Origin of the sequence: Streptomyces sp. Je 1-332, from assembly GCF_040730185.1 — a bacterium.
Classification (GTDB): Bacteria; Actinomycetota; Actinomycetes; order Streptomycetales; family Streptomycetaceae; genus Streptomyces.
Map to the genome: position 1 here is coordinate 7139156 of NZ_CP160402.1, position 26114 is coordinate 7165269.

Annotated in this window: 23 protein-coding genes; 9 read left to right on the plus strand and 14 right to left on the minus strand. The window is 72.5% G+C overall.

Going from position 1 to position 26114, the window contains the following annotated elements; all coding sequences use genetic code 11:
- Positions 1–97: 97 nt before the first annotated feature.
- From hisD to ABXJ52_RS32110, 3 genes are all read right to left on the minus strand, one after another.
- Positions 98–1459 carry a histidinol dehydrogenase gene (gene hisD, locus ABXJ52_RS32100; RefSeq protein WP_367046847.1) on the minus strand — a complete coding sequence of 454 codons (1362 nt, stop codon included), beginning with the start codon at positions 1457–1459 and terminating at the stop codon, positions 98–100.
- A 104-nt stretch (positions 1460–1563) separates the two neighbouring features.
- Positions 1564–2475: a LysR family transcriptional regulator gene (locus tag ABXJ52_RS32105; RefSeq protein WP_367046849.1), complete on the minus strand. Its 912-nt coding sequence runs from the start codon at positions 2473–2475 to the stop codon at positions 1564–1566.
- A gap of 155 nt (positions 2476–2630) precedes the next feature.
- Positions 2631–4022 (minus strand): hypothetical protein, encoded by a 1392-nt coding sequence (locus ABXJ52_RS32110; protein WP_367046851.1) that lies wholly within the window; start codon positions 4020–4022, stop codon positions 2631–2633.
- A gap of 113 nt (positions 4023–4135) precedes the next feature.
- Here ABXJ52_RS32110 and ABXJ52_RS32115 point away from each other — a divergent pair, with 113 nt between their 5' ends.
- Both ABXJ52_RS32115 and ABXJ52_RS32120 read left to right on the plus strand, forming a co-directional pair.
- Positions 4136–5410 carry a molybdopterin-dependent oxidoreductase gene (locus tag ABXJ52_RS32115; RefSeq protein ID WP_367046853.1) on the plus strand — a complete coding sequence of 425 codons (1275 nt, stop codon included), beginning with the start codon at positions 4136–4138 and terminating at the stop codon, positions 5408–5410.
- Positions 5410–5943 (plus strand): hypothetical protein, encoded by a 534-nt coding sequence (locus ABXJ52_RS32120; RefSeq protein ID WP_367046855.1) that lies wholly within the window; start codon positions 5410–5412, stop codon positions 5941–5943. The genes ABXJ52_RS32115 and ABXJ52_RS32120 overlap by 1 nt, the downstream gene beginning before the upstream one ends.
- On the opposite strand, the gene ABXJ52_RS32125 is transcribed toward ABXJ52_RS32120, so the two are convergent.
- The 3 genes from ABXJ52_RS32125 to ABXJ52_RS32135 form a co-directional block, all read right to left on the minus strand.
- Entirely contained in the window at positions 5886–6578 is a 693-nt protein-coding gene (locus ABXJ52_RS32125; protein WP_367046857.1) for a class I SAM-dependent methyltransferase, read from the minus strand. The two genes, ABXJ52_RS32120 and ABXJ52_RS32125, sit on opposite strands and share 58 nt — an antisense overlap.
- On the minus strand, positions 6575–7240 hold the full coding sequence (locus tag ABXJ52_RS32130) for a DUF2064 domain-containing protein (RefSeq protein WP_367046859.1): 666 nt from the start codon (positions 7238–7240) through the stop codon (positions 6575–6577). The genes ABXJ52_RS32125 and ABXJ52_RS32130 overlap by 4 nt, the downstream gene beginning before the upstream one ends.
- Before the next feature lie 491 nt (positions 7241–7731).
- The gene (locus tag ABXJ52_RS32135; RefSeq protein WP_367046861.1) at positions 7732–8535 is read right to left on the minus strand and encodes a glycosyltransferase family 2 protein; all 804 of its coding nucleotides are present in this window, start codon (positions 8533–8535) and stop codon (positions 7732–7734) included.
- A gap of 124 nt (positions 8536–8659) precedes the next feature.
- On the opposite strand from ABXJ52_RS32135, the gene ABXJ52_RS32140 reads away from it, so the two are divergent.
- Both ABXJ52_RS32140 and ABXJ52_RS32145 read left to right on the plus strand, forming a co-directional pair.
- Complete coding sequence (locus tag ABXJ52_RS32140) at positions 8660–9532, plus strand: response regulator transcription factor (RefSeq protein WP_367046863.1); 873 nt, start codon at positions 8660–8662, stop codon at positions 9530–9532.
- Between the two features lie 5 nt (positions 9533–9537).
- Positions 9538–10650 (plus strand): HAMP domain-containing sensor histidine kinase, encoded by a 1113-nt coding sequence (locus tag ABXJ52_RS32145; protein ID WP_367046865.1) that lies wholly within the window; start codon positions 9538–9540, stop codon positions 10648–10650.
- A gap of 580 nt (positions 10651–11230) precedes the next feature.
- On the opposite strand, the gene ABXJ52_RS32150 is transcribed toward ABXJ52_RS32145, so the two are convergent.
- The 4 genes from ABXJ52_RS32150 to ABXJ52_RS32165 form a co-directional block, all read right to left on the minus strand.
- Positions 11231–12280 carry an NAD-dependent epimerase/dehydratase family protein gene (locus tag ABXJ52_RS32150; RefSeq protein ID WP_367046867.1) on the minus strand — a complete coding sequence of 350 codons (1050 nt, stop codon included), beginning with the start codon at positions 12278–12280 and terminating at the stop codon, positions 11231–11233.
- Positions 12281–12348: 68 nt separating this feature from the next.
- Positions 12349–13833, minus strand: a complete 1485-nt coding sequence (locus tag ABXJ52_RS32155; RefSeq protein ID WP_367046869.1) for a carboxyl transferase domain-containing protein — start codon at positions 13831–13833, stop codon at positions 12349–12351.
- A gap of 4 nt (positions 13834–13837) precedes the next feature.
- Positions 13838–15292: an acyl-CoA synthetase gene (locus ABXJ52_RS32160; protein ID WP_367046871.1), complete on the minus strand. Its 1455-nt coding sequence runs from the start codon at positions 15290–15292 to the stop codon at positions 13838–13840.
- A gap of 81 nt (positions 15293–15373) precedes the next feature.
- Positions 15374–16618: an SLC13 family permease gene (locus ABXJ52_RS32165; RefSeq protein ID WP_367046873.1), complete on the minus strand. Its 1245-nt coding sequence runs from the start codon at positions 16616–16618 to the stop codon at positions 15374–15376.
- 230 nt (positions 16619–16848) lie between these two features.
- On the opposite strand from ABXJ52_RS32165, the gene ABXJ52_RS32170 reads away from it, so the two are divergent.
- Together ABXJ52_RS32170 and ABXJ52_RS32175 are read left to right on the plus strand one after the other, a co-directional pair.
- A complete protein-coding gene (locus tag ABXJ52_RS32170) occupies positions 16849–17580 on the plus strand; it encodes an FCD domain-containing protein (RefSeq protein ID WP_367046875.1) in 732 nt (243 codons plus the stop codon).
- 141 nt (positions 17581–17721) lie between these two features.
- The gene (locus tag ABXJ52_RS32175) at positions 17722–18411 is read left to right on the plus strand and encodes a triacylglycerol lipase (RefSeq protein WP_367046877.1); all 690 of its coding nucleotides are present in this window, start codon (positions 17722–17724) and stop codon (positions 18409–18411) included.
- A 20-nt stretch (positions 18412–18431) separates the two neighbouring features.
- On the opposite strand, the gene ABXJ52_RS32180 is transcribed toward ABXJ52_RS32175, so the two are convergent.
- The 4 genes from ABXJ52_RS32180 to ABXJ52_RS32195 form a co-directional block, all read right to left on the minus strand.
- Positions 18432–19499 (minus strand): YncE family protein, encoded by a 1068-nt coding sequence (locus ABXJ52_RS32180; protein ID WP_367046879.1) that lies wholly within the window; start codon positions 19497–19499, stop codon positions 18432–18434.
- Between the two features lie 117 nt (positions 19500–19616).
- Complete coding sequence (locus tag ABXJ52_RS32185; protein ID WP_367046881.1) at positions 19617–20153, minus strand: NUDIX hydrolase family protein; 537 nt, start codon at positions 20151–20153, stop codon at positions 19617–19619.
- A 38-nt stretch (positions 20154–20191) separates the two neighbouring features.
- On the minus strand, positions 20192–22012 hold the full coding sequence (locus ABXJ52_RS32190) for an ABC transporter ATP-binding protein (RefSeq protein ID WP_367049431.1): 1821 nt from the start codon (positions 22010–22012) through the stop codon (positions 20192–20194).
- A 41-nt stretch (positions 22013–22053) separates the two neighbouring features.
- Positions 22054–23748 (minus strand): ABC transporter ATP-binding protein, encoded by a 1695-nt coding sequence (locus ABXJ52_RS32195; RefSeq protein ID WP_367046883.1) that lies wholly within the window; start codon positions 23746–23748, stop codon positions 22054–22056.
- Positions 23749–23906: 158 nt separating this feature from the next.
- Between ABXJ52_RS32195 and ABXJ52_RS32200 the strand changes: the two genes are divergently transcribed.
- The 3 genes from ABXJ52_RS32200 (at position 23907) to ABXJ52_RS32210 (ending at position 26089) form a co-directional block, all read left to right on the plus strand.
- Positions 23907–24449 (plus strand): FABP family protein, encoded by a 543-nt coding sequence (locus ABXJ52_RS32200; RefSeq protein WP_367046885.1) that lies wholly within the window; start codon positions 23907–23909, stop codon positions 24447–24449.
- A gap of 75 nt (positions 24450–24524) precedes the next feature.
- Positions 24525–25604, plus strand: coding sequence for a dihydrodipicolinate reductase (locus tag ABXJ52_RS32205; protein WP_367046887.1), 1080 nt, complete (start codon positions 24525–24527; stop codon positions 25602–25604).
- 5 nt (positions 25605–25609) lie between these two features.
- Positions 25610–26089, plus strand: a complete 480-nt coding sequence (locus tag ABXJ52_RS32210; protein ID WP_367049432.1) for a carboxymuconolactone decarboxylase family protein — start codon at positions 25610–25612, stop codon at positions 26087–26089.
- Positions 26090–26114: the final 25 nt, after the last annotated feature.

The following is a 26114-nucleotide window of genomic DNA, read 5'->3' on the forward strand; positions in this document are numbered from 1 at the left end:
GGCCCGGACGCCGGTCGCGGCCGGGGCGTGGTGCTCCGGGGGCCGGAACCCCCCGCCCCCGGCCGGATCCGGCACGGAGGCGAGGCGCGGTACTGGATCAGAGCTGCTCGCGCAGCGCTTCGGGGACCGCGTCGAACGCGCCGGAGGTGCGGCCGATCCGGTCGATCCGGATCGTGGCGGTCGCACCGTGGGCGGCGAGGCCCTCGAATGCGGAGATGCGTTCGACGGCGGGCGCCAGGGAAGCGGTGCCCTCCTTGACGGCCCGCTGGTACGTGAGGGGCTTGAGGAAGCGGGAGACGGACAGGCCCGCGTTGTAGCGGGAAGTCTTGCCGGTCGGCAGCACGTGGTTCGTGCCGGCGATGCCCTTGTCGGAGTAGGCGACGGTGGACCAGGGGCCCAGGAAGACCGAGCCGTAGTTGGTGAGGTTCTGGAGGTAGAAGTCGTCGTCCTCCGTCTGGATCTCCAGGTGCTCCGGGCCGAGGATGTCCGACACGGCGACGGCCTGGTCACGGTCGCGCACGACGATGACGGAGCCGAAGTCCCGCCAGGCGGGTCCGGCGATGTCACGGGTGGCGAGCGTCTCCAGCTGGCGGTCCATCTCGGCGACGACCGCACGGCCCAGCTTCTCCGATGTGGTGATCAGCGCGGCGGGGGAGTTCGGGCCGTGCTCGGCCTGGCCGAGCAGGTCCGCGGCGACCCAGGCCGGGTCGGCGGTGTCGTCGGCGAGGACGGCCACCTCGGAGGGGCCCGCGAGGAGGTCGATCCCGACCTGCCCGAAGAGCTGGCGCTTGGCCTCCGTGACGAAGGCGTTTCCGGCACCGACCAGCATGTCGACGGGGGCCTCGCCGAGCAGGCCGAACGCCATCGCGCCGAGGGCCTGGACGCCGCCGACGGCGAAGACGCGGTCGGCCTTGGACAGGTAGGCGCCGTAGAGCACGGCCGGGTGCGCGCCGTGCTCACCCGACGGCGGGGTGCACGCCACCACGGTGGGGACACCGGCGGCCTTGGCGACGCCCACGGTCATGAAGGCGCTGGCAAGGAGCGGGAAGCGGCCTGCGGGGAGATAGGCGCCGACGCGGGACACCGGGACGTAGCGCTGGCCGCCGGCCACTCCGGGGGCGAGCTCGATCTCGAAGTCGGTGAGGTGCTCGCGCTGTGCGGAGGCGAAGCGGTTCGTGCGCTCGTAGCCCATTTCCAGGGCGGTACGGACATCGGCAGGCAGGGCGTCCCCCGACTTCTTGAGCTCGGTGGCCCCGATCTCGAGATCGCCGGACCAGCCGTCCAGCTCCTGCCCGTAGGCGCGGACCGCGTCCAGGCCCTTGCTCTCGATCTCCTTCAGCATCTGGGAGACGCGCTCGACCACCTTGGGGTCGCGCTGGGCGGGGGGACCGTCGACCTCCGGCTTCTTGAGCCACTGGAAGGGAGCGAGGGTCTTCTGTTCGTCGTGCGTGATCTGCATGTCCGGGACGGTAGACGCGGCTGTTCCACAGGACTAGAGGGGCGATTCCTGCACTTCCCACAGGGTTTCCCTGTGGGAGAGGTCCAGCTCGACTTCCGGTCACCTCAGGTCAACAGACCGTTGCCGATCTCGCGGATGGTGTCCTCGGCGAGCCGGGCGAGTTCCCGGGTGGCGCGGGACAGGGGGTGGCCGCGGCGCCTGACGAGCGCGATGGTGTCGTAGAGGGGCTCGGAGAAGGGTGCCGTGTGCAACCCGGCGGGGAACGAAGGGCTGGCGATCACCGCCCGGCTCGCGATCGTGTCGCCGACCCCGGCCGCCGCCAACTTCAGTGCCGCTTCCACGTGTTCGAGCTCGATGAGGGGATCGATACGGGCTCCGGCAAGCTGCGCACGCTCGGCGAGCTGGCGCCGGGTCGGGTCCGCCCAGCCGTAGTGCGCGTCGTACAGCACGAGGGGTGCCCCGGCGAACGCCTCGATGCTCACGGGTTCGCGGGTGCGTTCGGCGCTCGCGCTGACGTAGAACACCTCGTCCCGCATGAGGGGCGTGATGGCGAGCCCGTCGTCGTCGATGGGCAGGATGACCAGGCCCGCCTCGATCTGCCCCGTCGCGACGGCCAGGGCGGTCTCGGCGGAGTTCTGGCCCACGAGGCGTACGCGGACCGCCGGATACCGGGCGTGGAACATCTGTACGAGGTTGGAGAGCAGGTAGTAGTCCGCGTTGCGCAGCACCCCGAAGGTGGCGGTGCCGCCGCCCAGCGACCCGAGGGAGTGCACGGCCCGAGTCCCGCTGTCAGCCGCCGCCAGCGCCTCCTGGGCGTACGGAAGCAGCTCGCGCCCGGCGGCGGTCAGGGTCAGGGTGCGGCTGCCGCGCAGGAACAGCTCGGCCTCCAGCTCCGTTTCAAGGCGCCGGACCAGCTCGGACGCGGACGCCTGCGCGATGTCCATGGCCTGCGCGGCAGCGGTGAAGGACCCGAGCCGCTCGGCTTCGACGAAGGCCCGCAGCTGATTGAGAGTCATGCCGCACGTCCCTTCCGGGGGGGTGCCGGGAGGCGGCTGCCGTGGGAGCGGAAAACGGCGGGGGCGGTGGTTCTGTGCATACCCGCACCTTAGGAAACCCAGCGCTCGACAGTCCTCACCAGCCCTTGCCAGTCCTCACCAGCCCTTCCCGGTCCTCACCAACCTGTGAACAGCAAGTGGTTCAGGGTGAGGGCGAGTGCCGCCTGGGCGGTGAGCCAGTAGCGTCGGCCCGCCTCCGGCAGGAGCGCCGCCGCCGGGAGCAGAAATGTGGCGAACGGCAGCCAGATGCGTTCTGTTTCCGCCTTGCTCATGCCGGAGAGATCGGCGGCGATGACCGTGACGAGAGCCGCCAGGACGAGGGCGGTCAGGCGGTCGGTGGGTGTGGTGCGGCCGGAGCGCAGGCGGCCGAGCGCGCCCGGCGCAGCGCCCACCGTCCTGCGAAGGCCCGCGACCGTTGCCAGGCCGACGACCAGCACCGTGCAGGCGAGGTTGGCCCAGACGAAGTAGGCGTACGGTCTGATGCCGCCCGCCCCCTGGTAGTACCGCTCGACGAGCAGGTGGTACGCCTCCCACCAGTCGAAGCCCGCCAGGGTGAAGACGAGCGGGGCCACCGCTGTACCCGCCAGGAACAGGGGGAGCGGGCGCGGTGTGCGGGTGATCAGCAGGACGGTGGCGGCGACGAGCGCGAACAGCGTCAGGCCGTACGAGAGATAGCAGGTGAGGCCGAACAGCAGGCCGGAGCCGAGTGCCGCCGCGGCGGGGGAGCGGACCTTGCGTGTCGCGGCGAGGGCGAGCAGGGCGATCATCCAGGCCGTGACGGCGGCGAAGTAGCCGTCCGCGGAGGCGCCGACCCAGATCGCGGCCGGGGCCAGGACGAGGAAGGGCGCCGCCCGGCGTGCGGTCGCCTCGTCGGCCAGCGCACGCAGGGTGATCAGGACGGCCACGACGGCGGTGCCGCCGACCGTGATGCAGAAGGCGCCTGCCCACGCGCCGCCCCCGAGGCCCACGCGGTCGAGGAGGACGAAGGTGAGCGTGGCGCCCGGCGGATGGCCCGCGGTGTGGGCCGGCCAGTGGTCGGGCGAGTCGATGAGGATGTGCCGGGTGAAGTCCCGCAGCGTCGCCGGGATGTCGTCGAAGCGGTCGATGACCTGGAGGTACTCGTACTTGGTGGTGAGCCGCCGCGCCACGCCCCGGTGCCAGCCGTCGATGAGCGCGAGCGACCAGATCCAGGCCGTCGAAGCGGTCCACGCGGTGAGGAGCAGAGGCCGCCAGGGGAGCCTGGCGGCGAGGGCGGGGGCGTACGCGATCACGGCGACGGCGACCGCGAGCGCGGCGGGTGTGCCCGGCCCGATGTGCGGGTCCCACCGGGCGTACAGGGGCGGCCAGTTGAGGTGCAGGGTGCCGTCCGCGTGCTCGATGGCGGCGCCGATGACGACGGCCGCCGCGACGAGTAGCGCCGCGACTCCGGACGCGGCCAGGTCGCGACGGCGTCCGGTGCGCTCGCAGGCCGTGTCACGAGGGGGTCCGGTGCGCTCAGTGGTGCTCACGTCTGCACCGTAGGCGCAGGTGGCGCGTGCGAACGCGCCGTGAGGGACGACGTCAGCGTTTCGTCATGAGTCGCGGGCCCGCTGGAGGACAGGGCCCGGCATACGGTCATTTCATGCCCTCCGCACCCCGCGTCACCCCGCCCACCGACCCCGGTTTCTGGCGCAGTCCGCTGCGCGGGCCGTGGCTCACGTCGGTTCTCGGCGTCGTCCTGCTGGCCGGGATCACCGTGCTGTTCGTGACCGGCCTGCTGTCGTACGCGGCGTACAACCCGAACCTGTCACCCGTCAACGACAAGACGCCGGACAAGGGACTCCTCGGCTTCTACCTCTTCGCCTGGCCGACCGACCCACCCTGGCTCTACCGCCTCAACCAGGGCCTGCACGTCACGGTCGGCATCACGCTGATCCCCGTGCTGCTCGCGAAGCTGTGGTCGGTGATCCCGAAGCTCTTCGCGCTGCCTCCGGCACGGTCGGTGGGGCACGCCCTTGAGCGGGTTTCGCTGCTCCTGCTGGTCGGTGGCGCGCTGTTCGAGTTCGTCACCGGTGTGCTCAACGCCCAGCTGGAGTACCTCTTCCCCGGCTCCTTCTATCCGCTGCACTTCTACGGCGCCTGGGTGTTCTTCGGCGCGTTCACGGCGCATGTCGCGCTGCGCCTGCCCCAGGTCGTACGAGTGCTGCGGGAGCGGGGGTGGCGCGAACAGCTGCGGGAGACGCGTCCCGAGCCGCCGGACGAAGGCGGTCTGGTGGCGACCCGGGCCGCGGCGCCGACCGTGTCGCGGCGGGGAGCGCTCGGCATGGTCGGCGCGGGGTCCGCCCTGCTGTTCGTGACGACGGCGGGGCAGAGCTTCGACGGGCCGCTGCGGCGGACGGCGCTGTTCGCTCCGCATGGCGGCGGCGATCCGGGAAGCGGGCCGAACGGCTTCCAGATCAACAAGACAGCGGCGAGAGTGGGGGTGGAGGAGCGGGACACGGGTGAGTCGTGGCGCCTCGTCGTCGACGGGCCACGGGGCGCGGCGGTGCGGCTGTCTCGCGAGGACCTGCTCCAACTCCCGCAGCATGACGCCGCGTTGCCCATCGCCTGTGTGGAGGGGTGGTCGACGTCGGATCAGCGGTGGCGTGGCGTGCGGCTGCGCGATCTCGCGGCGCTCGCCGGGTTCGACGAGGAGCCGCCGGGTGTGCTCGTGGAGTCCCTGCAACGGCACGGGGCCTTCCGCAGGGCCGCGTTGCGCGACAACCAGGTCCGCGATCCGCGGTCGCTGCTCGCCCTGCACGTCAACGGGGCGGATCTGTCGCCGGACCACGGCTATCCGGCGCGGATCATCGTGCCGGCCGCGCCCGGCGTCCTGAACACCAAGTGGGTGTCCCGTCTGACCTTCGGGGAGCTGTGATGACCGTTCTCATGCGTCGCCTCCGGCGGTGGTACGGCGAGGGCCTGCTCCAACTCCTCGTGCTGCTGGCCTCGTTCGCGCTCACCGGGTATGCGGGGGTGCGCCTGTTGGGCGGCGAAGGTGAGGGGTTGCTGATCGCGGTCTGGTTCGTCGGTGCGGCGCTGGTGCACGATCTGCTGTTCGTGCCCGCGTACGCACTCGTGGACCGGGCGCTGCGGGCTGCCGCGGGGCGGGGCAGCGGGGAGCGGGCCGGTGGGAGGCGGGCCGGTGGGGAGTGGGTCGGTGGGGGCTGGGTCAATTTTGTGCGGGTTCCGGCTTTCCTGTCCGGGCTGTTGTTGCTGGTGTGGTTCCCGCTGATCGCCGGGCGGGTGGAGCGGTACGAGTCCGCCACCGGGCTGCCGGCCGGCGTCTTCCTCGGACGCTGGTTGGCGGCGACGGTGCTGCTGTTCCTGGGGGCGGGTGCGTGGTGGGTGATTCAGGGGTGGCGGGTGCGGCGTAGGGCCAGGAAGGAGCGGCCTTCGGTGGTCCATTGATCGGCCGGGGTCCAGCCGAGGGGGTGGGCGTGGCGTAGGAGGGCGGGGGTGCCGAGGCGGGCCCAGGGGAACGGGGCGCCCGGTCGACCGTGGCCGTCGTCGACGTGCACCTCCACCCGCTCGTCCACGTCCATCGGCGCGGTCTCGGCGATCAAAAGGCCTGAGGGTGCGAGGAGTTGAGCCACGCGCTTGAGGAGTGCGGTGGGGTCGCCGCCGATGCCCACATTGCCGTCCATGAGCAGGGCCGTACTCCAACGTCCCTCGCCCGGCAGCGTGTCGAAGACGGAGCGGAGCAGGGCGGTGCCGCCGAGCCGTAGCGTGTGGTCGACGGCCGCCTGGCTGACGTCGACCCCCAGGACGCGGTGGCCGCGGGCCGCCGCCGCGGCCACCAGGCGGCCGGGGCCGCAGCCGATGTCGAGGACGCTGCCCTCGCAGCGGCGCAACGCGGAGAGGTCCGCCGCGTCGGCGCTCGCACACCAGCGTTCGACGTCGAGCGGCAGCAGCCAGCCGTCGCTGCGGCGCAGGAACAAGGGGCCGTGGCCGTTGCGCAGGGCGTTGGTGTACGGGTCCGCGTGCCAGGGCGCGGCAGCGGAGGCCGCTTCGCGGAGGCGGGTGTCCGGCGGTGCTGTGCTCATCGGGCGCCGCCCCTGTCCGCGTGCCCGGCCGCCGTCGCGAGGCGGGCGAGGGTGGCGGCGAACCGGCTGTCCGGCGCGGCTTCGGCGACCTCTCCGGCGTCTTCGGCCGTGTCGACGTCGCGCAGCAGGGGCAGTTCGCGCACCCTCAGTCCCGCCTCGGTGAGCCGGGCCCGTTGCAGGGCGCCGGTGTCGGGCCTCGACATCGGGACGCCGCGCAGCAGTCGCGGATCGGGCTCGGCCAGGCCGAGCGCCCAGAATCCGCCGTCCACGGCGGGCCCGAACCAGGCGTCGCAGTCCTGCCAGGCGTCGGGGCCGAGCGCGGGGGCGAGGAGGCCGGGAGTGACCTGGGGGGTGTCCATGCCGACCAGGAGGGCGGGCCCGGTGCAACCGCCGAAGGCCGCGCCCAGCCGCTCGTCCAGACCGCCCGCGCACTGGGGGACCACCTCGATGCCGGCGGGAAGCCAGGGCCCCGGCCGCCCGTCGAGGACGAGCACGCGCCGCCGGGCGGGCGCCGCGAGCACGGCGTGAAGCGTGTCGGCAAGGGAAGCTTCGGCCAACTCGGCGGCCTCCTCGGGGGAGAAGGGCGGGGAGAGGCGGGTCTTGACGCGTCCGGGAAGTGGTTCCTTGGCGATGACGAGCAGGGTTGTTCCGTGGGGGGTCACGCGGCACCGTCCGATGCTGGCTGCTTGCGGGATGAGGGCGGTGGGGTTGTACGCGGTGGTCGCGTGGGTGCGGAGGGGGAGGGCGGGGTGCTGCGTGTTCTTGCGTGGCCCGGGAGGGGTGTGCTGATGGGGCTCGCGGGGCGCCGTCCGATGCTTGCCGTGGGCGCTCGGCAGGAGTCGCTCGCGGTGGCGTAGGCGGGGAGGCGTGCGGGGTTGGTGGTCATGGGGTGCTGTCCGATGCTGGCTGAGTGTGGGCGCCGGGGGACGCTCGCAGTGGCGAAGGCGGGGAGGGGGCCGTCTGTCAGTTGCCTCGCGGGACCGGCGGTCGCGCGCGGTGGCGTAGGCGGGGAGGGGGCCGTCTGTCAGTTGCCTCGCGGGACCGGCGGTCGCGTGCGGTGGCGTAGGCGGGGAGGATGGCCGTCTGTCAGTTGCCTCGCAGGACCGGCGGTCGCGCGCGGTGGCGTAGGCAGGGAGGCGTGGGTTGTCGGGGGTCACGGGGTGTCGCCCGGCGTTCGGTGTGCTCGGGGAGTCGGGGCCTGCGCCAGGACCGCTCGCATGTCGCGCACCGCGTGCCACGTGCCCAGCCACGTTCCCGTGACCTTCGACTTCCCGGCGCGCGGGAGATACGGCACGTCCCGCTCCTCGATCCGCCAGCCGGCGTCGGCCGCCCGTACGACCATCTGCAGCGGATATCCGCTGCGCCGGTCGGTCAGGCCGAGCCCGAGCAACTCCTCGCGCCGCGCCGCCCGCATCGGGCCCAGGTCGTGCAGACGTACGCCGGTACGCCGCCGCAGCATCCTCGCGAGCGCGAGATTGCCCGCGCGGGCATGCGGCGGCCAGGCCCCGCGTCCCTGCGGGCGCCGTCGTCCGACGACCAGATCGGCTCCCCCGTCGAGCACCCTGCGTACGAAAGGCTGCAGCAGCCCCGGATCGAGGGAGGCGTCGCAGTCGCAGAAGCACACGATCTCCGCGTCGGACGCCATGAGCCCCGCGTGACAGGCGGCTCCGAAGCCGCGCCGGTCCTCCCGTACGACGGTTGCCCCCAGCGCGCGGGCGATGTCCGGCGAACCGTCCAAGGAGCCGTTGTCGACGACGATGGCCCGCCAGCCCTCGGGAACACGTTCCAGGACCCACGGAAGCGCCGCGGCCTCGTCGAGGCACGGCAGCACGACGTCGACCCGGACCGCGAGGGGGTCGGGAGGCTCGGGTACGGGTGTGACGGATGAGGGTGCGACGGATGAGGGTGTGACGGGTACGTGGGGTCCAGCGGGGTCCGGCGAGGGGGAGGGGGTCATGTGGCTCACCCTATGGATCTGAACCGGACATATGGGACTTGAGGTCCTTACGAAACAGGGACGTCGGCAACCGGGAGCAGCTCTGACCGGCGGGATACCCCGCGGCAGGTGCGAGGCTTGCCGTATGCAGCCACCACCGCAGGACCACCCGCCCGCCAGGTCCGCCGGGTCCGCCGCGCTCGGCACGCTCCGGGTGCTCGTCGTGGACGACGACCCGACCGTCGCCGAGGTCGTCGCGGGCTACCTGGAGCGCGGCGGCTACACGGTCGACCGCGCCGAGGACGGCCCCGGCGCGCTGGAGCGAGCCGGGGTGTTCCGGCCCGACCTCGTCGTCCTCGATCTGATGCTGCCCGGCATGGACGGCCTGGAGGTCTGCCGCCGTCTGCGCGCCAAAGGCCCGGTGCCCGTCATCATGCTCACCGCACGTGGCGATGAGGACGACCGGATCCTGGGCCTCGAGGTCGGGGCCGACGACTACGTCACCAAGCCGTTCAGCCCACGCGAGCTGGTCCTGAGGGTGGAGTCGGTACTGCGGCGCAGCCACGCCCCGCGCGCCCCCGAGGGTGTTCCCACGCTGGAGGCCGCGGGTCTGTGGGTGGACCCTGCGGCACGTCGCGCGACCAAGGGTGGGGTCGAACTCGCCCTCACCCTCCGGGAGTTCGATCTCCTCACCTTCCTTCTGCGCCACCCCGGGCAGGCGTTCGCACGCGAGGAGCTGATGCGGGAGGTGTGGGGCTGGGAGTTCGGTGACCTCTCCACGGTCACGGTCCATGTCCGCAGGCTGCGCGGCAAGGTCGAGGACGACCCGGCGAGGCCGCGGCTCATCCAGACGGTGTGGGGTATGGGATACCGGCTGGACGTGCCGGACGCGGCGGCTCCGCGCGGCCCGCATGGTGCCGCCGGACCCGCCGCCGCTCACGGTCGGACTGCGCCTCGCAGGACCCGCGACGTCCGTGCCCCCCAGAGCGACCGCGTACCGCCCCGAGCCGAAGGCTGAACCCCATGCAGGACATCCTCCTCATCGCCCTGTTCGCCTTCCTGGGCGCCGCGAGTGCCGGGCTGCTGGGAGCCGTGACCCTGCGCCTGCTGCGGCACCGCTCCCTCGTGGTGGCGATGACCGTCGTGGCGGCCGTCGCGGTGCTCGCGATGCTGGCCGGGACGCTCGCGGTGGCCTGGGAGATGTTCCTGTCGCCGCACGACCTGACCGTGGTCACCATCGTCGTGGCGATGGCCGCCGTGGTCTCGCTCGCCACCGCGCTGCTTCTCGGCCGCTGGGTGGTCGCCCGCAGCAAGGCGCTGACCCTGGCGGCCCGTTCCTTCGGTGACGGGGGCAGCTTCGCAGCGCCGCCCGAACCCGTGAGCGCGGAACTTGCCGCACTCACCCGGGAGTTGGAGTCGACCAGTGCGAAACTCGCGGAGTCCAGGGAGCGGGAGCAGGCCCTGGAACGTTCCCGGCGTGAACTGGTCGCCTGGATCTCGCACGACCTGCGCACCCCGCTGGCCGGGCTGCGGGCCATGTCCGAGGCGCTGGAGGACGGCGTCGCCGCGGAACCGGACCGCTATCTGCGCCAGATCCGTACCGAGGTCGAACGTCTCAACTCCATGGTCGGAGACCTCTTCGAGCTCTCCCGCATCCACGCGGGCGCGCTGGCGCTCTCGCCCTCCCGCATCTCGGTCTACGACCTCGTGGGCGACGCGCTCGCGGGCGTCGACCCGCTCGCCCGCGAGCACCGGGTGCGTCTCGTCGGTGACAGCGTCGAAGCCGTGCCGGTGGAGGTCGACAGCAAGGAGATGAGCCGGGTCCTGGGCAATCTCCTGATCAACGCGATCCGCCGTACGCCGGCCGACGGGACGGTGGCGGTGGCCGCGGAGCGTTCGCCGGACGGCGTGGTCCTGTCCGTGACCGACGGCTGCGGCGGCATCCCCGAGGAGGACCTGTCCCGCGTCTTCGACACCGGCTGGCGCGGCAGCCAGTCCCGCACACCCCCGGCGGGCGCGGGGCTCGGCCTCGCGATCGTGCGCGGCATCGTCGAGGCCCACCAGGGCCGCGCGGCCGTACACAACGTGGCGGGCGGCTGCCGCTTCGAGGTGACACTCCCGACGACGCCGGCGTAACCGCCCGCCCCCGGCTTCGCGACCGCCGCCAAGCGCGCGGCAACCACCGGGGCACCCTCGCGCCCTGGGTACGGCCGCCGCGCCGACGACCCCGCAACGGCGGCGCCCGCCACTCCCCGGCAACGGACCTCCGGCTTTTCGGCCCCCGCGAGAACGAGGGCATCCGCCGGCCCCGGCACCGGCGTCGATCGCCGCTCCCCGACAGGGGCCCGAAGCCCCCCGGGCCGCAGGCCCTGGACCGCCACTACGGCGCCGCCGAGCACGGGGCAGCCAGCCCCGAGGCGGCAGCCACCGGAGCGAGACCCTGGTCGCCCCCGCGAGAACGGGGCATCCGCCGGCCCCGGCACCGGCGTCGATCGCCGCTCCCCGACAGGGGCCCGAAGCTCCCCCCGGGCCGCAGGCCCTGGACCGCCACGACCGCGCCGCCGAGCACGGGGCAGCCAGCCCCGAGGCGGCAGCCGCCGCCGGAGTGAGACCCTGGTCGCCCCCGCGAGCGGTAGCCGCACGGCACCCGCGGCAGCGGTAGCCGCACGCCCCCGGTAGCGGAAGGCGGTCGGCTGCTGCCGAGGTGAGCCCTCAGTTACCCCCGCAGCGGTGCCTTCGCGAACGTCGTCATGCCCTCCGTGAAGGCGACCCCCGGCCGCCATCCCAGGTCCGACCGCAGCCGTTTCGAGTCCGCCGTGACGTGGCGGACGTCCCCGAGGCGGTACTCGCCCGTCACCTCCGGAGCCGGGCCGCCGAAAGCCCGCGCCAGTTCGCGGGCCATCTCCCCGACCGTGTGCGGTTCCCCGCTGCCGGTGTTGTACGCCGTGAACGCCCCCGCTCCCCGCTCACGCACCGCCTCCAGCGCCATCGCATTCGCCGCCGCCACATCCCGTACGTGGACGAAGTCCCGCCGCTGGAGGCCGTCTTCGAAGACCTGGGGTGCCTCTCCCCGCTCCAGCGACGAACGGAAGAACGAGGCCACACCGGCGTACGGGGTGTCGCGGGGCATGCCGGGGCCGTACACGTTGTGGTAGCGCAAGGACACCGCGCGGCCGCCGGTCGCCCGCGCCCACGCGGCGGCCAGATGCTCCTGCGCCAACTTGGTCGCCGCGTACACGTTGCGCGGATCGGTCGGCGCGTCCTCGCCCACGAGGCCGGGCCGCAACTCCGCCCCGCAGTCCGGGCAGAGCGGTTCGAAGCGCCCGGCGTCCAGATCCGCCGCCGCGCGCGGACCGGGCCGGACCACCCCGTGCCGCGCGCACTCGTACCGCCCCTCCCCGTACACCACCATCGACCCGGCGAGCACAAGGTCACGTACCGCCGTCTCGGCCATCGCGGCGAGCAGGACGGCCGTGCCCAGGTCATTGCAGCCGACGTACTCGGGCGCGTCGGCGAACTCCTTGCCGAGCCCCACCATCGCCGCCTGATGGCAGACCGCGTCCACCCCGCGCAGCGCGTCCCGCACGGCGTCACGGTCCCGGACATCGGCGACGGTCCACCGCTGTCCCTCGGGCGGGCGCGGCGGACCGGCGTGGGCGGAGGGCAGCAGGGCGTCGTACACCACCACTTCGTGCCCGCGTCCGATGAGGGCTTCGACCACGTGCGATCCGATGAACCCGGCGCCGCCGGTGACAAGTACGCGCATACGGCCACGCTAGGCGCGCCGAGCAGCAGTGAGGGCCACCGACGGGGCTTCGTCACGGGTCCGTAAGATCACGGGCCCGTAAGGCCACGGGTCCGTGAGGTCACGGGTCCGTAAGGTCCACCGGTCCGTGCCGTCACGATTCCACGCGCCACGCCCAGTTCCACCAGATCCTGCGGGCGCAGACGCAGCTGCTCCGCCGTCGTCCGGGTCTCCTCCCTCCCGCGCTTGAGGATCGCGGTGGCGAGCTCCGGGGCGATCACCGAGAAGTAACTGTCCGGCGTGGCCCAGAGGTTGTCCGGTGACGCGAGCGCGAGCGCGCCGCCGGAGCCGCCCTCGCCGATGACCAGCGATGTGACCGGCACCTGCGCGGCGGCGACGGCGGCGAACAGATCGGCGATCGCCGCGCCCGCACCCGCACGCTCGGCCACCGCGTCGTTCGCGGCACCCGGGGTGTCGATGAGCGTGAGGACGGGAATGCCGAGCCGCCCCGCGAGCCGGACGAGCCGCGCCGCGGTGCGGTACCCCGCGGGCGTCGTCGCCGTCCCGCACTGCGCCGCGTAGGCAACCGTCCGGCCCGCACGCCGCCCGAACCCGCACAGCATCCCCGGGTCCGCGCCCCCGCACCGGTCGCCGCGCAGCGGGGCCCGCTCGGCGAAGTAGGCGTCCAAGTAGGCGGTGGCGCGAGGGCGGTCCGGGTCGCGGGCACGGCTCACGGCTTCCCAGCCGGTGGCCGGCAGGTCGGAACGGCCGAGCGCACCGGGAGGTTCGGCGGCGGCGGGCGTGGACGCCCCCGCAGGAACGTGGCCGCCGCCGGGAGCGGACAGCAGGCCGAGACGCAGTACGAGCGCCTCGCGCAGCTCCTCGTGGCGTACGACGTCATCGATCGCACCCGCCGCCAGTTGCCCCTCGGCGGTGTACGCGGCCGGGTCGGTGTCCGCCGGGCGTACCCGGGACCCGGCGAAGCCGACCTGGCTGCCCGGCAGGGCGAGGACGAGGTCGGCTCCCGCGCCCAGGGTGGCCCATCCGCCGCCCGTGGTCGGATCGCGCAGGACGGCGATGCGGGCCAGGCCCGCCGCGCCCGTGAGCTCGGACTGCTTTGCCACGCGCTGGAGTTGGACCAGGGCGCGCATACCCTCCTGCATGCGGCTGCCCCCCGTGGCGATCAGCGAGACGACGGGCAGCCGGTGGTCCCGGGCATGGCGGTGCGCGGCTTCCAGGCGGTCACCCGTGCGCTCGCCGAGGGAGCCGCCCATAAAACCGAACTCGAAGGAGATGACCACCGCTCTGGTGCCGCCGAGGGTGGCGGTGCCGCAGACCACCGACTCCCGTTCGCCGGTACGTTCTTCGGCGCGGGCACGGGCTTCCGTGTACCCAGGCCAGGCGAGCGGGCCGTCCGGACGGGAGTCCGCGACCTCGAACTCGGCGTCACATGCGTCCAGTTCACGGAAACTGTCCTGGTCGGCCACGGCAGTGATGGCCGCGCGAGCGCCCAGGCGCCGGATCGTCCCGTCAGGCGTCGGCTCAGGCGTCGGCTCAGGCGTCGGCTCAGGCATCGGCTCAAGCATGCAGAGACCGCTTCATGATCTTCCCCATGTCGTTGCGGGGGAGTTCCGCCAGATAGCGAACGGCCCGGGGCCGCTTGTGCGGGGCGAGCTGGGTAGCCACATGGTCCGCCAAGTCGCCTTGCAGCGGCGGCTGTTCAGGGTCCGTCGGCACGATCCAGGCGACGATGCGCTCACCCAGGTCGTCGTCGGGCTCCCCGGTCACGGCGGCCTCCCGTACGCCCGGGTGCTCAAGCAGGGCGTTCTCGATCTCGCCCGCGCCGATCTTGTATCCGCCGCTCTTGATGAGGTCGGTGGCCTTGCGGCCGACGATGCGCACATAGCCGTCGTCGTCGCGCACCGCCATGTCCCCGGTGCGGAACCAGCCGTCGGCGGTGAAGGCGGCGGCCGTGGCGTCGGGCCGGTTCAGGTACTCGGTGAACAGATTAGGGCCGCGCACCTCGATCTCACCGACCTCCCGCGGGTCGGCGGTCTCGGCGCCCGTCTCGTCCACGAGGCGCAGCTCGACGCCGCTCAGCGGCACCCCGACCGTTCCCGCGCGCGGTTCGCCGTCGGCCCGCACGCTCGTGTTCATGAGGGTCTCCGTCATGCCGTACCGCTCGATCACCCGGCGCCCGGTGGCCGACGCGATCCGCTCGTGGTCGTGGACGGGCAGCGCGGCGGACCCGGAGACCAGGATCCGGGCGCCGGACAGGGCCTTGGCGAGGCCCGGGTCGTCGGGCAGCGCCTCCGCGATGCGGTGGTACATGGTGGGCACGCCGAACAACATCGTCGCCCCGTGGGCCAGTTCGTGCTTCACGCCCTCGATGGAGAACCGGCCCAGATGCCGTACCGAACCGCCCCGGCGCAGCGGCCCGAGGATGCCGAGGATCAGCCCGTGCACATGGAACAGGGGAAGCCCGTGCACCAGCACGTCGTCGGACGTCCACTGCCAGGCGTCCTCAAGGGCGTCCAGAGTGGTGGCGAGGGCCCGGCGGGGCAGCACCGCACCCTTGGGCGGCCCGGTGGTGCCCGAGGTGTAGACGATCAGGGCGGGTGACTCGGGGTCGGGCTCGGCCCAGGCTCCCTCCGAGGTCCTGCCGGTGCCGGTGAGGGTGACATCCGTACGCTCCAACGCCGCCAGCGCTGCGGGCAGTTCGTCTCCCGGTGCCGCGAGCACCACCGACGGCGCGCTGTCCGTCACGATGTGGCGCAGCTCGCGCTCCCCGGTCTTCGGGTTCAGCGGCACGACGGGAACCCCGGCAAGCAGCGCGGCCACCGCGCCGACGGCGGTCTCCAGGGTCGGCGTCGCCCACAGCGCGACCCGGCGCGCCGAGCCGATCGAGGCGGTTAGGGACCCCGCGGCGGCGGCGAGTTCGGCGTACGTCAGCGAGCGCTCGCCGAAGCGGAGGGCGGGGAGGCCGGGGGCCGCGACAAGGGCCGGGAAGAGGGGCGGATGGGGGGAGCTCACGCTGAGTATCTCCTTGGTAGTGGTCACGGACCGTTGTCCTGCGCTGGTTCTCTTGGGCTGGTCCCCTTGTGCTGGTTCGTCCTACCCGAAGCCTGGCACCACGAGGACGAGCCACACCGCTGCGGGCACCACGGCCACCACGATCCCGCCATACACCATCAGCTGCCGGAAGAAGCGCTCGCGGTCGACGTCAGGAGCGGCGGCGAGCACCAGCGCGCCGTTGGTCGAGAAGGGGCTGACGTCCACGACGGTGGCGGAGACGGCGAGCGCCGCGATCATGCCGACCGCCCCGATCTCGCCCTGGGCAAGGAACGGCACCGCGAGCGGGATGAGCGCGCCCATGATGCCGACGGAGGAGGCGAACGCGGAGATGAGCGCGCCGATGTAGCAGAGCAGCAGGGCGGCGAGGAGCGGGACGCCGATGTCGGAGACGCCCTCACCGGCCCAGTCGATGGTGCCCATCTCCTCCAGCACGCCGACGTAGGTCAGCACTCCGCAGATGAGAAGGACGGTCGGCCAGGCGATCTCACCGACGGCCTTGCGGCTGGAATCGGGCCAGAACGCGCTCAGGATCACGGCCAGGGTGATGGCGCTCAGTCCCGCGTCGAGATCGAAGCCAAGGACGGCGACGACGAGCGCGACCAGCGCGGCGAGCGTGGCGATCTTGGCCGGATCGAGCCGCGAATCTGCCTCGCTCTCGGCTGACTTGCCGGTGTCGCGCCCGCCCAGCTTCAGCCCCCCGAAGAGGACGAAGACGATCCCGGCGATCAGGAGATTCACGACGAGCGAGGCGAGGAAGAGCGCGACCTCGTTGCCCGGGAGCTTCTCGCGCTCCACGATGCCGTTGACGATCGAGCCGTAGATGCTGATGGGCGAGAAGCCGCCGCCCTGGGCGCCGTGGACCACCATGGCGCCCATCAGGAGCGGGCTGATTCCGTACTGGGCGGCGAAGCTCAGGGCGATCGGCGCGACGATCGCGACGGCGGCGGGACTCACCGCGCCGATCGCGGTGAGCGCCCCGGTGATCACGAACATCACCCAGGGGATCAGCGCGATCCGCCCGCGCACCAGCCGGATCGAGGCGTGCACCAGCCAGTCCGTGGTGCCGTTGGCGCGGGCTATCGCGAACAGATAGGTCACGCCGACCAGGACGACGAACAGGTCGCCGGGGAAGCCGGCGAAGATGCCGTCCGCGTCGAGGTCGGCGGCCAGCTCGCCGACCGCGAAGGCCGCGGCGAACGCGAGCGCGCCCATGTTGATGGAGCGAGTGGTGGCGATCACGAAGACCACCACGAGTACGAGGATGGAGATGAGTTCGGCGGACAACGTGGGCTCCCGTCCCTGGGGCCGTCCCTCAGTGGCCAAGTGGCTGAGCCAATCTGGCCGTTGGCGGAACTCAGCGTCGGGGTATCGGTTCCGGCCGTCAAGGGATCGGACACAAATTGGCTCAGCCACTTGCCCACTTGCGCACTCGTCCACTTGCGCACTCGTCCACCGGATCGGCCGCTGTTAGGCTGCGCACCCATCGGCACGGGGACCGAGATGGGGGGGTTGGGATGTCTGACGCGCTGCGCCCCATGGGCAGGACGAGGCTGTACGAGCAGGTCCTCGACCGGCTGCGTGCCTATGTCGGAGAGGGCGGTCTGCGCTCCGGCGACCGGCTGCCGACCGAGCGCGAACTGGCCCAGCGCCTGGGCGTTTCCCGCGCTTCCGTGAAGCAGGCGATCGTCGTACTGGAAGTGCAGGGGCTCGTCGAGGTGCGGCACGGCGGCGGCACCTATCTGGTCAAGGACAGCCTGGACGCCGAGCCCGTGGAGCGGCTCGTGGAGCGCAAGCGGCGGCTGCCCGACGTCCTTGAGGCGCGCGAGGCCCTGGAGACCAAGCTCGCCGAACTGGCAGCGGAGCGCCGCACGGACGAGGATCTGCGGGCGATGCGGGACGCCCTCGGCACGATGGCGCGGGAGATCGAGGAGGGCGAGCGCGGAGTCGAGGGTGACCGGCTCTTCCACGCCGCCGTGACCGCGGCCGCCCACAGCGCGCTGCTCGCCGAGTTCATGCGGTCCATCGCCGAGCAGATCACCGAGAGCCGCAACGAGTCGCTGCGCCAGGTGCGGCGCCCCGCCCGTTCACTCGCCCAGCACCACGCGATCCTCGACGCGATCGAGGCGGGCCGTGGCCGGGCGGCGGCGGCCGCGATGCGCCGGCATGTGCGGACGGTGGCGAAAGTGCGGCTCCTCGACTGGAACCCGGACGACGAGGCGAACGCCCCGGACCACTCGGAGGCGTAGTACCCGCGGTAACTTCCCTGCTGCACAGGTCTGTTCATTCGCCGCCGCAGACCCCACCATTCTCGGCACCGCTCAGGTGACACGTGTCCCGCGCCCCGCCGCGGTGAATGTGGTGACGTCCGCCCGACCGAGGGGGAACCCGTGCTGCGCCGAATCTCCGTCCCGCTGACCGTCGCGGCCGTCGCCGCTCTGCTGCTGCCGCAGTCCTCCGCCCAGGCGGACGTGCCCCGCGAGGCCGCCCGTACGCCGGTCATCTTCGTCCATGGCTACAACGCCGACCCGGGGGTGTGGGGCTCCCTGCGCGACGACTTCAAGGCGTCGGGCTACGCGGACGCGGAGTTGCACTCCTGGGGTTACGACACCAGCCAGTCGGTGAACGAGGTGCTGTCCGGCCGGTTCGCCGCGTACGTCGAGGACGTGCGGGCGCGGTCGGGCGCCGCCAAGGTGGACATCGTCGCCCACTCCTTCGGGAGCCTCGTCACCCGCTGGTACGTCAAGCACGGCGGCGGCACCGGCAAGGTCGCCCACTGGGCCTCCCTGGCCGGCCCCAACCACGGCACCGCCACGGCCTGGGCCTGCGCGGCCTGGTCCCAGGCCTGCCGTGACATGACACCGGGTTCCTACGTCCAGGACGGGCTCGCGGAAGGCGACGAGACACCGGGAGACGTCGCCTACGCGACCTGGTGGTCGAACTGCGACGAAGTCATCAACCCGGACAACAGCGTGCCTCTCGACGGCGCGACGAACAACGCCGCGGGCTGCCTGAAACACAACGACCTGCTGGGGGACGACGGGGTGTCACAGGGGGTCCGGGCCTTCGTCGGCGGCTAGCCCCCTGTGCTCGCCCTGACCTAGCGACGGACGCGCAGACGGGTCAACAGATCCTCGCCCGCCGGGCCCGACCCCGACTTGTCCACCACGTACGCGGAGCCGTCGGCCACGTGGACGTGATTGGGGAGCGCGGCGGTGGCCACGGTCTTCACGACGGCTCCCTTGCGCGGGTCGACGACCGTGACGGTGGCGGAGAGCCGGTTGACCGCCAGGACGTGTCCCGAACGGTGGTCGACGGCCACGGACTTGGTGCCCTCGCCCGACTCCACGGACCGGGTGACGGCGCCCTCGCGCAGGTCGACGACCGAGACGGTGCCCGAGGTCTGGTCACCGGTGTAGGCGGTGCGGCCGTTCTTGGACAGTGCCACCGAGAGCGGGCCGTCGCCGGTCGGTATGAGCCGCGGGCTCTTGGCGTCGACGGCGACCTCGATGATCCGGTCGCCGTTGTGGTCGGCCGCGTACACGGAGCCGGTCCGCTCGTTCACGGCGAGGCCCGTCGGCCCCGCGCCCGGCACGGTGACGCGCCGCTTCTCCTTGAAGGTGCCGGAGTCGAACGCGACGAGGGTGCCGTCACCGAAGGCGCTGGCCCACACCAGGTCACGCCGCTCGTCGACGACGACCTCCCGCGCGTGGTTCACGCCGGGCAGGGTGGCGAGGTGCTTGCCGCTGAGCTGGCTGTAGACGGAGACGGAGTTGTCCCGGGTGTTCGTCGTCCAGACGGTGTTGTGCTCGTCGTCCACGGCGACGCCGTACACGGACTGGACGGCGCCCGTGCCCGCGTTGACGGCAGGCGCGTACGACTTCTCCACCCGCAGGGTGTCCGGATCGGCCCTCAGCAGCCTGGACTCGGTGACGGGCGCCGGCGGCTGGCCCACGGAAGAGGCGACCCAGAGGGCGTCGTTCCGCTCCGAGTACGCGGACTGGTACAGGCCCGGCGCGAGCGGTGCGGAGGTGACGGCCGAACCGGCGCCCGCGGGTGCGGCGCCCGGGAGGGCCGCACTCGCGGTGCCGGTCGACGCCAGGGCGCTCCCCGCGGCGAGGGACACGGCGGTCGCGATGATGCGGACACGGTGGGTGGATGCGGTCATGCTGCGTCGATCTCCTTGGCAGGGGTGACTCCGGAGAGAGCCACTCGCCGATCAACTTAGCCGAGGCTTACCTAATCCGTCACCGCCCGATGTGCCCCACGCCCCTCCCGGCGCCGGTCAGGACAGGCAACCCGCGTGCGCCAGGGCCTGCTTGAGCAGGACACCGTGTCCGCCCGGCATCTCGTTCTGGACCACCTCGGACGCTGCCTCCTGCGGACTGAACCAGACCAGGTCGAGAGCGTCCTGGCGGGGCCGGCAGTCGCCGGCCACCGGGACGATGTAGGCGAGGGACACCGCGTGCTGGCGGGGGTCGTGAAACGGCGTGATGCCTTGCGTCGGGAAGTACTCGGCGACGGTGAAGGGCTGCAGCGAGGCCGGGACGCGGGGCAGCGCCACCGGGCCGAGGTCCTTCTCCAGGTGGCGCAGCAGGGCGTCCCTGACCCGCTCGTGGTGCAGGACGCGGCCGGAGACGAGGGAGCGGTTGACCACCCCGTCCCGCCCCATGCCCAACAGCAGTCCGATGCTGGTGACTTCGCCGCTGTCGTCTACGCGCACCGGCACCGCTTCGACGTACAGGATCGGCATGCGGTTGCGGGCCTGCTCGAGCTCGTCGGAGGGCAGCCAGCCGGGCGTGGTTTCGGTCGTGTCAGACATCGGCTGATCATACGTTCACTGGCTCCCGCCGTGCTGCTTCACCTCGCGGAGCGGGTGCCGGACCATGCCTGCCACAGGGAGGCGTAGGGCCCGGAACCCGCGCTCAGTTCGTCGTGGGTGCCGCTCTCCACTATGCGGCCGCCCTCCATGACGACGATCCGGTCCGCGGTCGCGGCCTGGGTGAGCCGGTGTGCGACGACCAGCGCGGTGCGTCCCTCCACCGCCCGGCTCGCGGCCTTCTCCAGGAGACGCGCGCCGGTGCTGCCCGCCTCGGCCGTCGCCTCGTCGAGCACGGCCACCGGCGGATCGGCCAGCATCAGCCGGGCCAGGGCGAGTTGCTGGACCTGGGCGGAGGTGAGGCGGTGGCCTCCGTCGCCCACGACGGTGTACAGGCCGTCGGGGAGTGCCTGGACCCAGTCGAGCGCCTCGACGTCGGTCAGCGCCGTGCGCAGCTCGTCGTCGGTGGCGTCGGCACGGGCCAACCGCAGGTCGTCCGCGAGCGGCCCGGCGAAAACATGTGTCTCCTGGGTGACCAGGGCCACCGGCAGGCCGTCGCCGTCGCCGCCCCGGCCCGCGGTGCCGGTCAGGTGCACCGAGCCCGAGGTCGGCCGGTGCACCCCCGCGATGAGCTTGGCGAGAGTGGTCTTGCCCGCGCCGCTCGGACCGACGAGCGCCACCTTCTCCCCGGCCCGCAGCGTGAGGTCCACGTTCTGCAGGACGTGCTGCCCGGGTACGTACGCGTGGTCGATGCCGATCACGGTGACGGTGCCGTCCGGCTGCGTACCGGACCGCGACGGTTCGGCGGCCCCCCGCGCCCGCGCCGGCTCGGGCGTCGGCTCGTCGGCGACCCCCACGAGGCGGGCGAGTGACGCCGTCGCCGACTGTGCGTCGTCGAGGAGTACGAGTGCGGAGTTGACCGGCCCGAACAGGCTGTGGAAGTAGAGCGCTGCGGCCGTCGCGGTGCCGATGGACACGGAGTCCGCGCGGACCAGGTAGAAGCCGGTGACGAGGACCGCGGCGAGGCCCGTGTACTCGGCGACGTGCAGGCGGTTGTAGAAGTCGAGGACCAGCCGGATGCCGCGCATCTTCAGCTCGACCGCGGTCGTCGAACGCCGGGTGACCCGCGCGGTGTGCTGCTCCTCGATGCGGAAGGCCCGCACCGTGCCCGCGCCGGCGATGGTGTCCAGCAACTGCTGCTGCTGGGCACCGGTGGCGACGCGCTGCTCGGCGTAGAGCGGAACGGCGTGCCGGACGTACCAGCGGGCCGTGGACGCCTGGACGGGCACCGCGAGGAGGGCCGCGAGCAGGAAGCGCCAGTCGAGGGCCGCCATCGCGCCCAGCGTCAGCAGGATGGCGAGCAGGGAGCGGGCCAGCTCGGGCAGGGCGCTGCGCACCGCCTCGCCGACCACTGAGACATCCCGGGTCACCCGCGCGGTGAGGTCTCCGGCCCCGGCCTTCTCCACCTGTTCGAGCGGCAGCCGCAGGGCCTTCTCCACGAACCGCTCGCGCAGCTGCGCGAGCACCGTCTCGCCGAGCCGGGAGACGAGCGTCAGGCCGAGCGAGGTGGTCCCGCCGTGCGCGAGGGCGACCAGGACGAGCAGGACGACCGGCAGGGTGAGGTCTCCCGCCGGACGCTGGTCGGCCACCAGGTCCACGATGCGGCCGAGCAGCGGCTGGACGAGGAGTCCCACAGCGGTCGCCGCGATCATCACGGCGAAGCCGCCGACCGCGAGACCGCGGTACGGGCGCACCAGCTCGCGGACCGCGGCGCGGGTGCGGGGCCCGGTGGCGGTGGGGAGCAGCTCGCGGGTGTCCGTGTGCTGCTCGCCCGAGGACTCGTTCACGCCATCAGCGTTCATGCCATCACCGCTCATGCCATCACCGTTCATGTCATCACGGTTCATGCCAACACCGCCGCGCGGTAGGCCTCATGACGTTGGATCAGATCTGCGTGCGGGGCCGTGTCGATGACCTGTCCCTCGTCCAGGAGCGCCACCCGGTCGGTGACCGAGAGCAGGGCGGGGCTGGTGGTCACCAGGACCGTGGTGCGGCCCTTGCGGATCTCGCGGACTCCGGCAGCGATACGGGCCTCGGTCACGGCGTCGACCGCGGTGGTCGGATCGTGGACCACGAGGACGGGGGGTTCGGCGGCCAGCGCCCTGGCGAGGGCGACGCGTTGGCGCTGCCCGCCCGAGAGGGAGCGGCCGCGTTCACCGACCGGCGTGTGCTCGCCGTCCGGCAGCGTCTGGGCGACCTGGGCCACTCCGGCGGCCGCCATCGCCTGTTCCGGGTCGGTGGCGTCGGAGGCGGCGGCCGTGACGTTGTCGCGGACGGAGCCTTCGAAGAGGTCAGCGTCGTGTTCGGCCACCAGCACCGCAGTGCGCAGCTCGGCCGGGTCGAGGTCGCGCAGGGGTATGCCGTCCAGCTCCACCGTTCCGGCCTCGGGGTCGGTCCGCCTGGCCAGGCAGCGCAGCAGGTCGTTGGCGTGCGCGGGGTCCGTCGCGACCACCCCGAGCAGCTCGCCCGGCGCGACGTCCAGGTCCACTCCGCGCAGCCCGCCGTGCCGTACGCCGTCGAGCCGCACCGCCCCGCGCACCGGCACGGGCAGCCTCCGGTCGCCGGCCGTGACGACGGGCGCGGTGGCGACGACCTCCGCGATCCGTCCCGCCGACGCCCTGCCCTGGGCGAACTCGGCGTTGACCCACGCGAGCACCTCCAGGGGGCCGACGAGGAAGAGCGCGAGCCCCACCGCCGACACCAGCTCGCCCAGGCTGATGCTGCCCTGGGCGGCCAGCCGGCCGCCGACCAGGGCGACGGTGGCGATCAGGCACCCCGTGAGGGCAAGGACCACGCCGCTCTGGAAAGCCTGCGCGCGCGCCGCCTTCAGCGTGGCGCCCAGGGAATCGCGGCTGGTGGTGCGGTAGCGGGCGATGGCCGCCGACTCACCGCCGATGCCCTTGAGTATCCGCAGGCCCGTCACCAGGTCGGCGGCGACGGCCGACGCGTGCGCGGCGCGCTCCTGCTCGGCCTCGCTGCGGGTCTCCAGCGGCTTGCTCAGCAGATGCCCGAGCCACAGCAGCACCGGCGTGCCGAGCAGCACGACGAGGCCGAGGGTCAGCGACATCCGCAGCAGGACGACCGCGCAGGTGAGGATGCCGGTCAGTGCCGAGATCCCGGCCATCACGGCCATGTTGACGGCGCCGACCCGCTTGGCGTCCTCGGTCGCGATGTTGGCGAGGGCGCCGGGCAGCCGGCCTTCCTCGGCTCCGCCGCCAGGGTCCAGAACGCGTCGTACGAGGGAGACGCGCAGGGTGTGCTCGGCGCGGGCGGCGGACCGCTCACCGGCCATGGCGCCGAAGCGGAAGCTCAGCGCGAGCGCCACATAGCCCACGGCGAGGACGCCGAGACATACGAGCAGGGCGCCGGTGTCGGAGTCGGTGACGGCCTGGTCGATCGCGACGCCGATCAGGACGGGGACCAGCGCCTCGCCTATCTGGTGCCCGGAACCCAGCACCGCTCCGACGGCGACATCGCGCCGCTGGCCCCGTATCGACTCTCTCAGGACGTCCCGCCCCGACGGACTTGAGGAACTCACCCGCCACCTCTCCAGGGCCGGACAGCAAAAAAATCTAGGTGAGGCTACCCTAAGTTGCCCCTCCATGGTGCCGTCCCGGGCCAGTGACCAGCGGATGCCGCTGAGGGGAGCCCCTAGGCTGCCTCCTGGCACCGGCCCCTACCCCTGGAGCGCACACAGTGTTCGACCCCGCACCGGAGCACCCCTACCCCGACGCCCACCGGCCGGACGAGGCGCCGGCGCCGCACGCGCTCCTCACGCCCGTGCTCGGACTCCTGGGTACCTGGCACGGCCGGGGCCGGGGTGAGTACCCCACCCTCGAGGCGGATTTCACGTACGCCCAGGAAGTCACCTTCAGCCATGACGGCCGGCCCTTCCTCCACTACGAGGCGCGGGCCTGGCTCCTCGACGCGGACGACGCGCCGCTTCGGCCGTCCGCGCGGGAGAGCGGCTGGTGGCGGCTGCAGCCCGACGGGCGGGTGGAGGCGCTGATCACCCAGCCCACCGGCATCGCGGAGATCGCGGCGGGCCGGGCGGCCGGGAACACGGTCGACCTCGCCACCGGCGAGGTGGCCCGCACCCCCACCGCCAAGGAGGTCAAGGCCACCCGCCGCCGCTACACGCTCACCGGCGACGGCGAACTCACCTTCGTCCACGACCTCGAAGCGGTCGGCCAACCGCTGCAGCACCACCTCTCGGCACGTCTGCGCCGCACGGCGTAGGCCGGGGGCCCTTGCTGGAAATCTCTCCGGTCATGCCCCTATGAACTGATACGCCCTCTGGTTACCCTCCGCCGCATGATTTCCACGGTTGTCTGGGGTACCGGAAATGTCGGCCGCGCGGCCATACGCGCCGTCGAGGCCCACCCGGCGCTGAAGCTCACGGCCGTGCTCGTCCACAGCCCCGACAAGGTCGGCCGCGACGCGGCCGACCTCGCCGGTCTCCAGGGGCAGTTGGGCGTCACGGCGACCGACGACATCGACGCGGTCCTCGCGGCATCGCCCCGGGCCGTGGTGTACGCGGCCTCCGGTGACATCCGCCCGGACGAGGCCCTGGACGACGTCGGCCGGGCGATCCGCGCCGGAGCCGTCGTCGTCACCCCCGCCCTCTACGCGCTCTACGACCAGCGCAACGCACCGGCCGAACTGCGGGACCCGATGCTCGCGGCGATCGCGGACGGCGGCGGCTCCCTCTTCGTGTCCGGCGTCGACCCCGGCTGGGGCAACGACGTCCTGCCGCTCCTCATCAGCGGCCTCGGCAGCACCGTCGACGGGATCCGCTGCCAGGAGATCTTCGACTACTCCACGTACGACCAGGAGGATTCCGTACGCCACCTGATCGGCATGGGGCATCCGATGGACTACGAACCGCTGATGCTCGCCGAGACCGCCCCGACCATGGTGTGGGGAGGTCAGATCCGGCTGATGGCCAGGGCTCTCGGCGTCGAACTCGACGACATCCGCGAGACGTTGGAGCGCCGCGCCCTCGACACCTCGGTGAGCACACGGACGATGGGTGACTTCGAGGCGGGCACCCAGGGGGCGGTGCGGTTCGAGGTCCAGGGCATCGTCGGAGGCGAGCCCCGCATCGTCATCGAGCACGTCACCCGCATCCATCCGTCCTGCGCCCCCGACTGGCCGACGCCGCCCGACGGCGCAGGCGCGCACCGGGTCATCATCGAGGGCCGCCCGCGCATCGAGGTCACGGTCGAGGCCACCGACGAGGGGGAGAACCGGTCAGCGGGCGGCAACGCCACCGCGGTCGGCCGACTGGTCGGCGCCATCGACTGGCTCGTGGCCGCGGAACCCGGACTCTACGACGCCCTCGACGTACCGCTGCGCCCCGCGACCGGCAAGCTCGGAAGGAGCAAACAATGAGCTCGATGCACATAGACATCCCCGAGGGGCAGGAGCCGATCGGGTACGTGTGGGGTGACATGGTCCCCGGGATCGGCATGGCCGCCGCGAACTTCTCGCTGTCGGTGTACGAGCACACGACCCTGGGGCTAAGGGAGTTCGAGGCCGCCCGGCTGCGCATCGCGCAGATCAACGGGTGCCTGTTCTGCCTCGACTGGCGGACCGAACGCGAGGGCCAGAAGGTCGAGGAGGAGTTCGCGGAAGCGGTGACCCAGTGGCGCACCACCGACGCCTTCGACGACCGGACACGCCTTGCCGCCGAGTACGCCGAGCGGTACGCCCTGGACCATCATGGACTTGACGAGGAGTTCTGGACGCGGATGACCGCGCACTACAGCCAGCACGAGATCGTGGAACTGAGCATGAGCATCGGCTCCTGGCTGGCGTTCGGCCGCCTCAACCACGTGCTCGGCCTGGACGCGGTCTGCGTACTCCCCGGCCACTGAGGGAAGTTGCTACACATCCACGGTG

What these genes read in the sequence shown, in the direction of transcription:
- hisD (WP_367046847.1), bottom strand. Translation starts at nt 1,459, where the DNA reads ATGCAGATCACGCACGACGAACAGAAGACCCTCGCTCCCTTCCAGTGG.
- ABXJ52_RS32105 (WP_367046849.1), bottom strand. Translation starts at nt 2,475, where the DNA reads ATGACTCTCAATCAGCTGCGGGCCTTCGTCGAAGCCGAGCGGCTCGGG.
- ABXJ52_RS32115 (WP_367046853.1), top strand. Translation starts at nt 4,136, where the DNA reads ATGCCCTCCGCACCCCGCGTCACCCCGCCCACCGACCCCGGTTTCTGG.
- ABXJ52_RS32120 (WP_367046855.1), top strand. Translation starts at nt 5,410, where the DNA reads ATGACCGTTCTCATGCGTCGCCTCCGGCGGTGGTACGGCGAGGGCCTG.
- ABXJ52_RS32125 (WP_367046857.1), bottom strand. Translation starts at nt 6,578, where the DNA reads ATGAGCACAGCACCGCCGGACACCCGCCTCCGCGAAGCGGCCTCCGCT.
- ABXJ52_RS32135 (WP_367046861.1), bottom strand. Translation starts at nt 8,535, where the DNA reads ATGACCCCCTCCCCCTCGCCGGACCCCGCTGGACCCCACGTACCCGTC.
- ABXJ52_RS32140 (WP_367046863.1), top strand. Translation starts at nt 8,660, where the DNA reads ATGCAGCCACCACCGCAGGACCACCCGCCCGCCAGGTCCGCCGGGTCC.
- ABXJ52_RS32145 (WP_367046865.1), top strand. Translation starts at nt 9,538, where the DNA reads ATGCAGGACATCCTCCTCATCGCCCTGTTCGCCTTCCTGGGCGCCGCG.
- ABXJ52_RS32150 (WP_367046867.1), bottom strand. Translation starts at nt 12,280, where the DNA reads ATGCGCGTACTTGTCACCGGCGGCGCCGGGTTCATCGGATCGCACGTG.
- ABXJ52_RS32155 (WP_367046869.1), bottom strand. Translation starts at nt 13,833, where the DNA reads ATGCCTGAGCCGACGCCTGAGCCGACGCCTGAGCCGACGCCTGACGGG.
- ABXJ52_RS32170 (WP_367046875.1), top strand. Translation starts at nt 16,849, where the DNA reads ATGTCTGACGCGCTGCGCCCCATGGGCAGGACGAGGCTGTACGAGCAG.
- ABXJ52_RS32180 (WP_367046879.1), bottom strand. Translation starts at nt 19,499, where the DNA reads ATGACCGCATCCACCCACCGTGTCCGCATCATCGCGACCGCCGTGTCC.
- ABXJ52_RS32185 (WP_367046881.1), bottom strand. Translation starts at nt 20,153, where the DNA reads ATGTCTGACACGACCGAAACCACGCCCGGCTGGCTGCCCTCCGACGAG.
- ABXJ52_RS32190 (WP_367049431.1), bottom strand. Translation starts at nt 22,012, where the DNA reads ATGAACGCTGATGGCGTGAACGAGTCCTCGGGCGAGCAGCACACGGAC.
- ABXJ52_RS32205 (WP_367046887.1), top strand. Translation starts at nt 24,525, where the DNA reads ATGATTTCCACGGTTGTCTGGGGTACCGGAAATGTCGGCCGCGCGGCC.
- ABXJ52_RS32210 (WP_367049432.1), top strand. Translation starts at nt 25,610, where the DNA reads ATGCACATAGACATCCCCGAGGGGCAGGAGCCGATCGGGTACGTGTGG.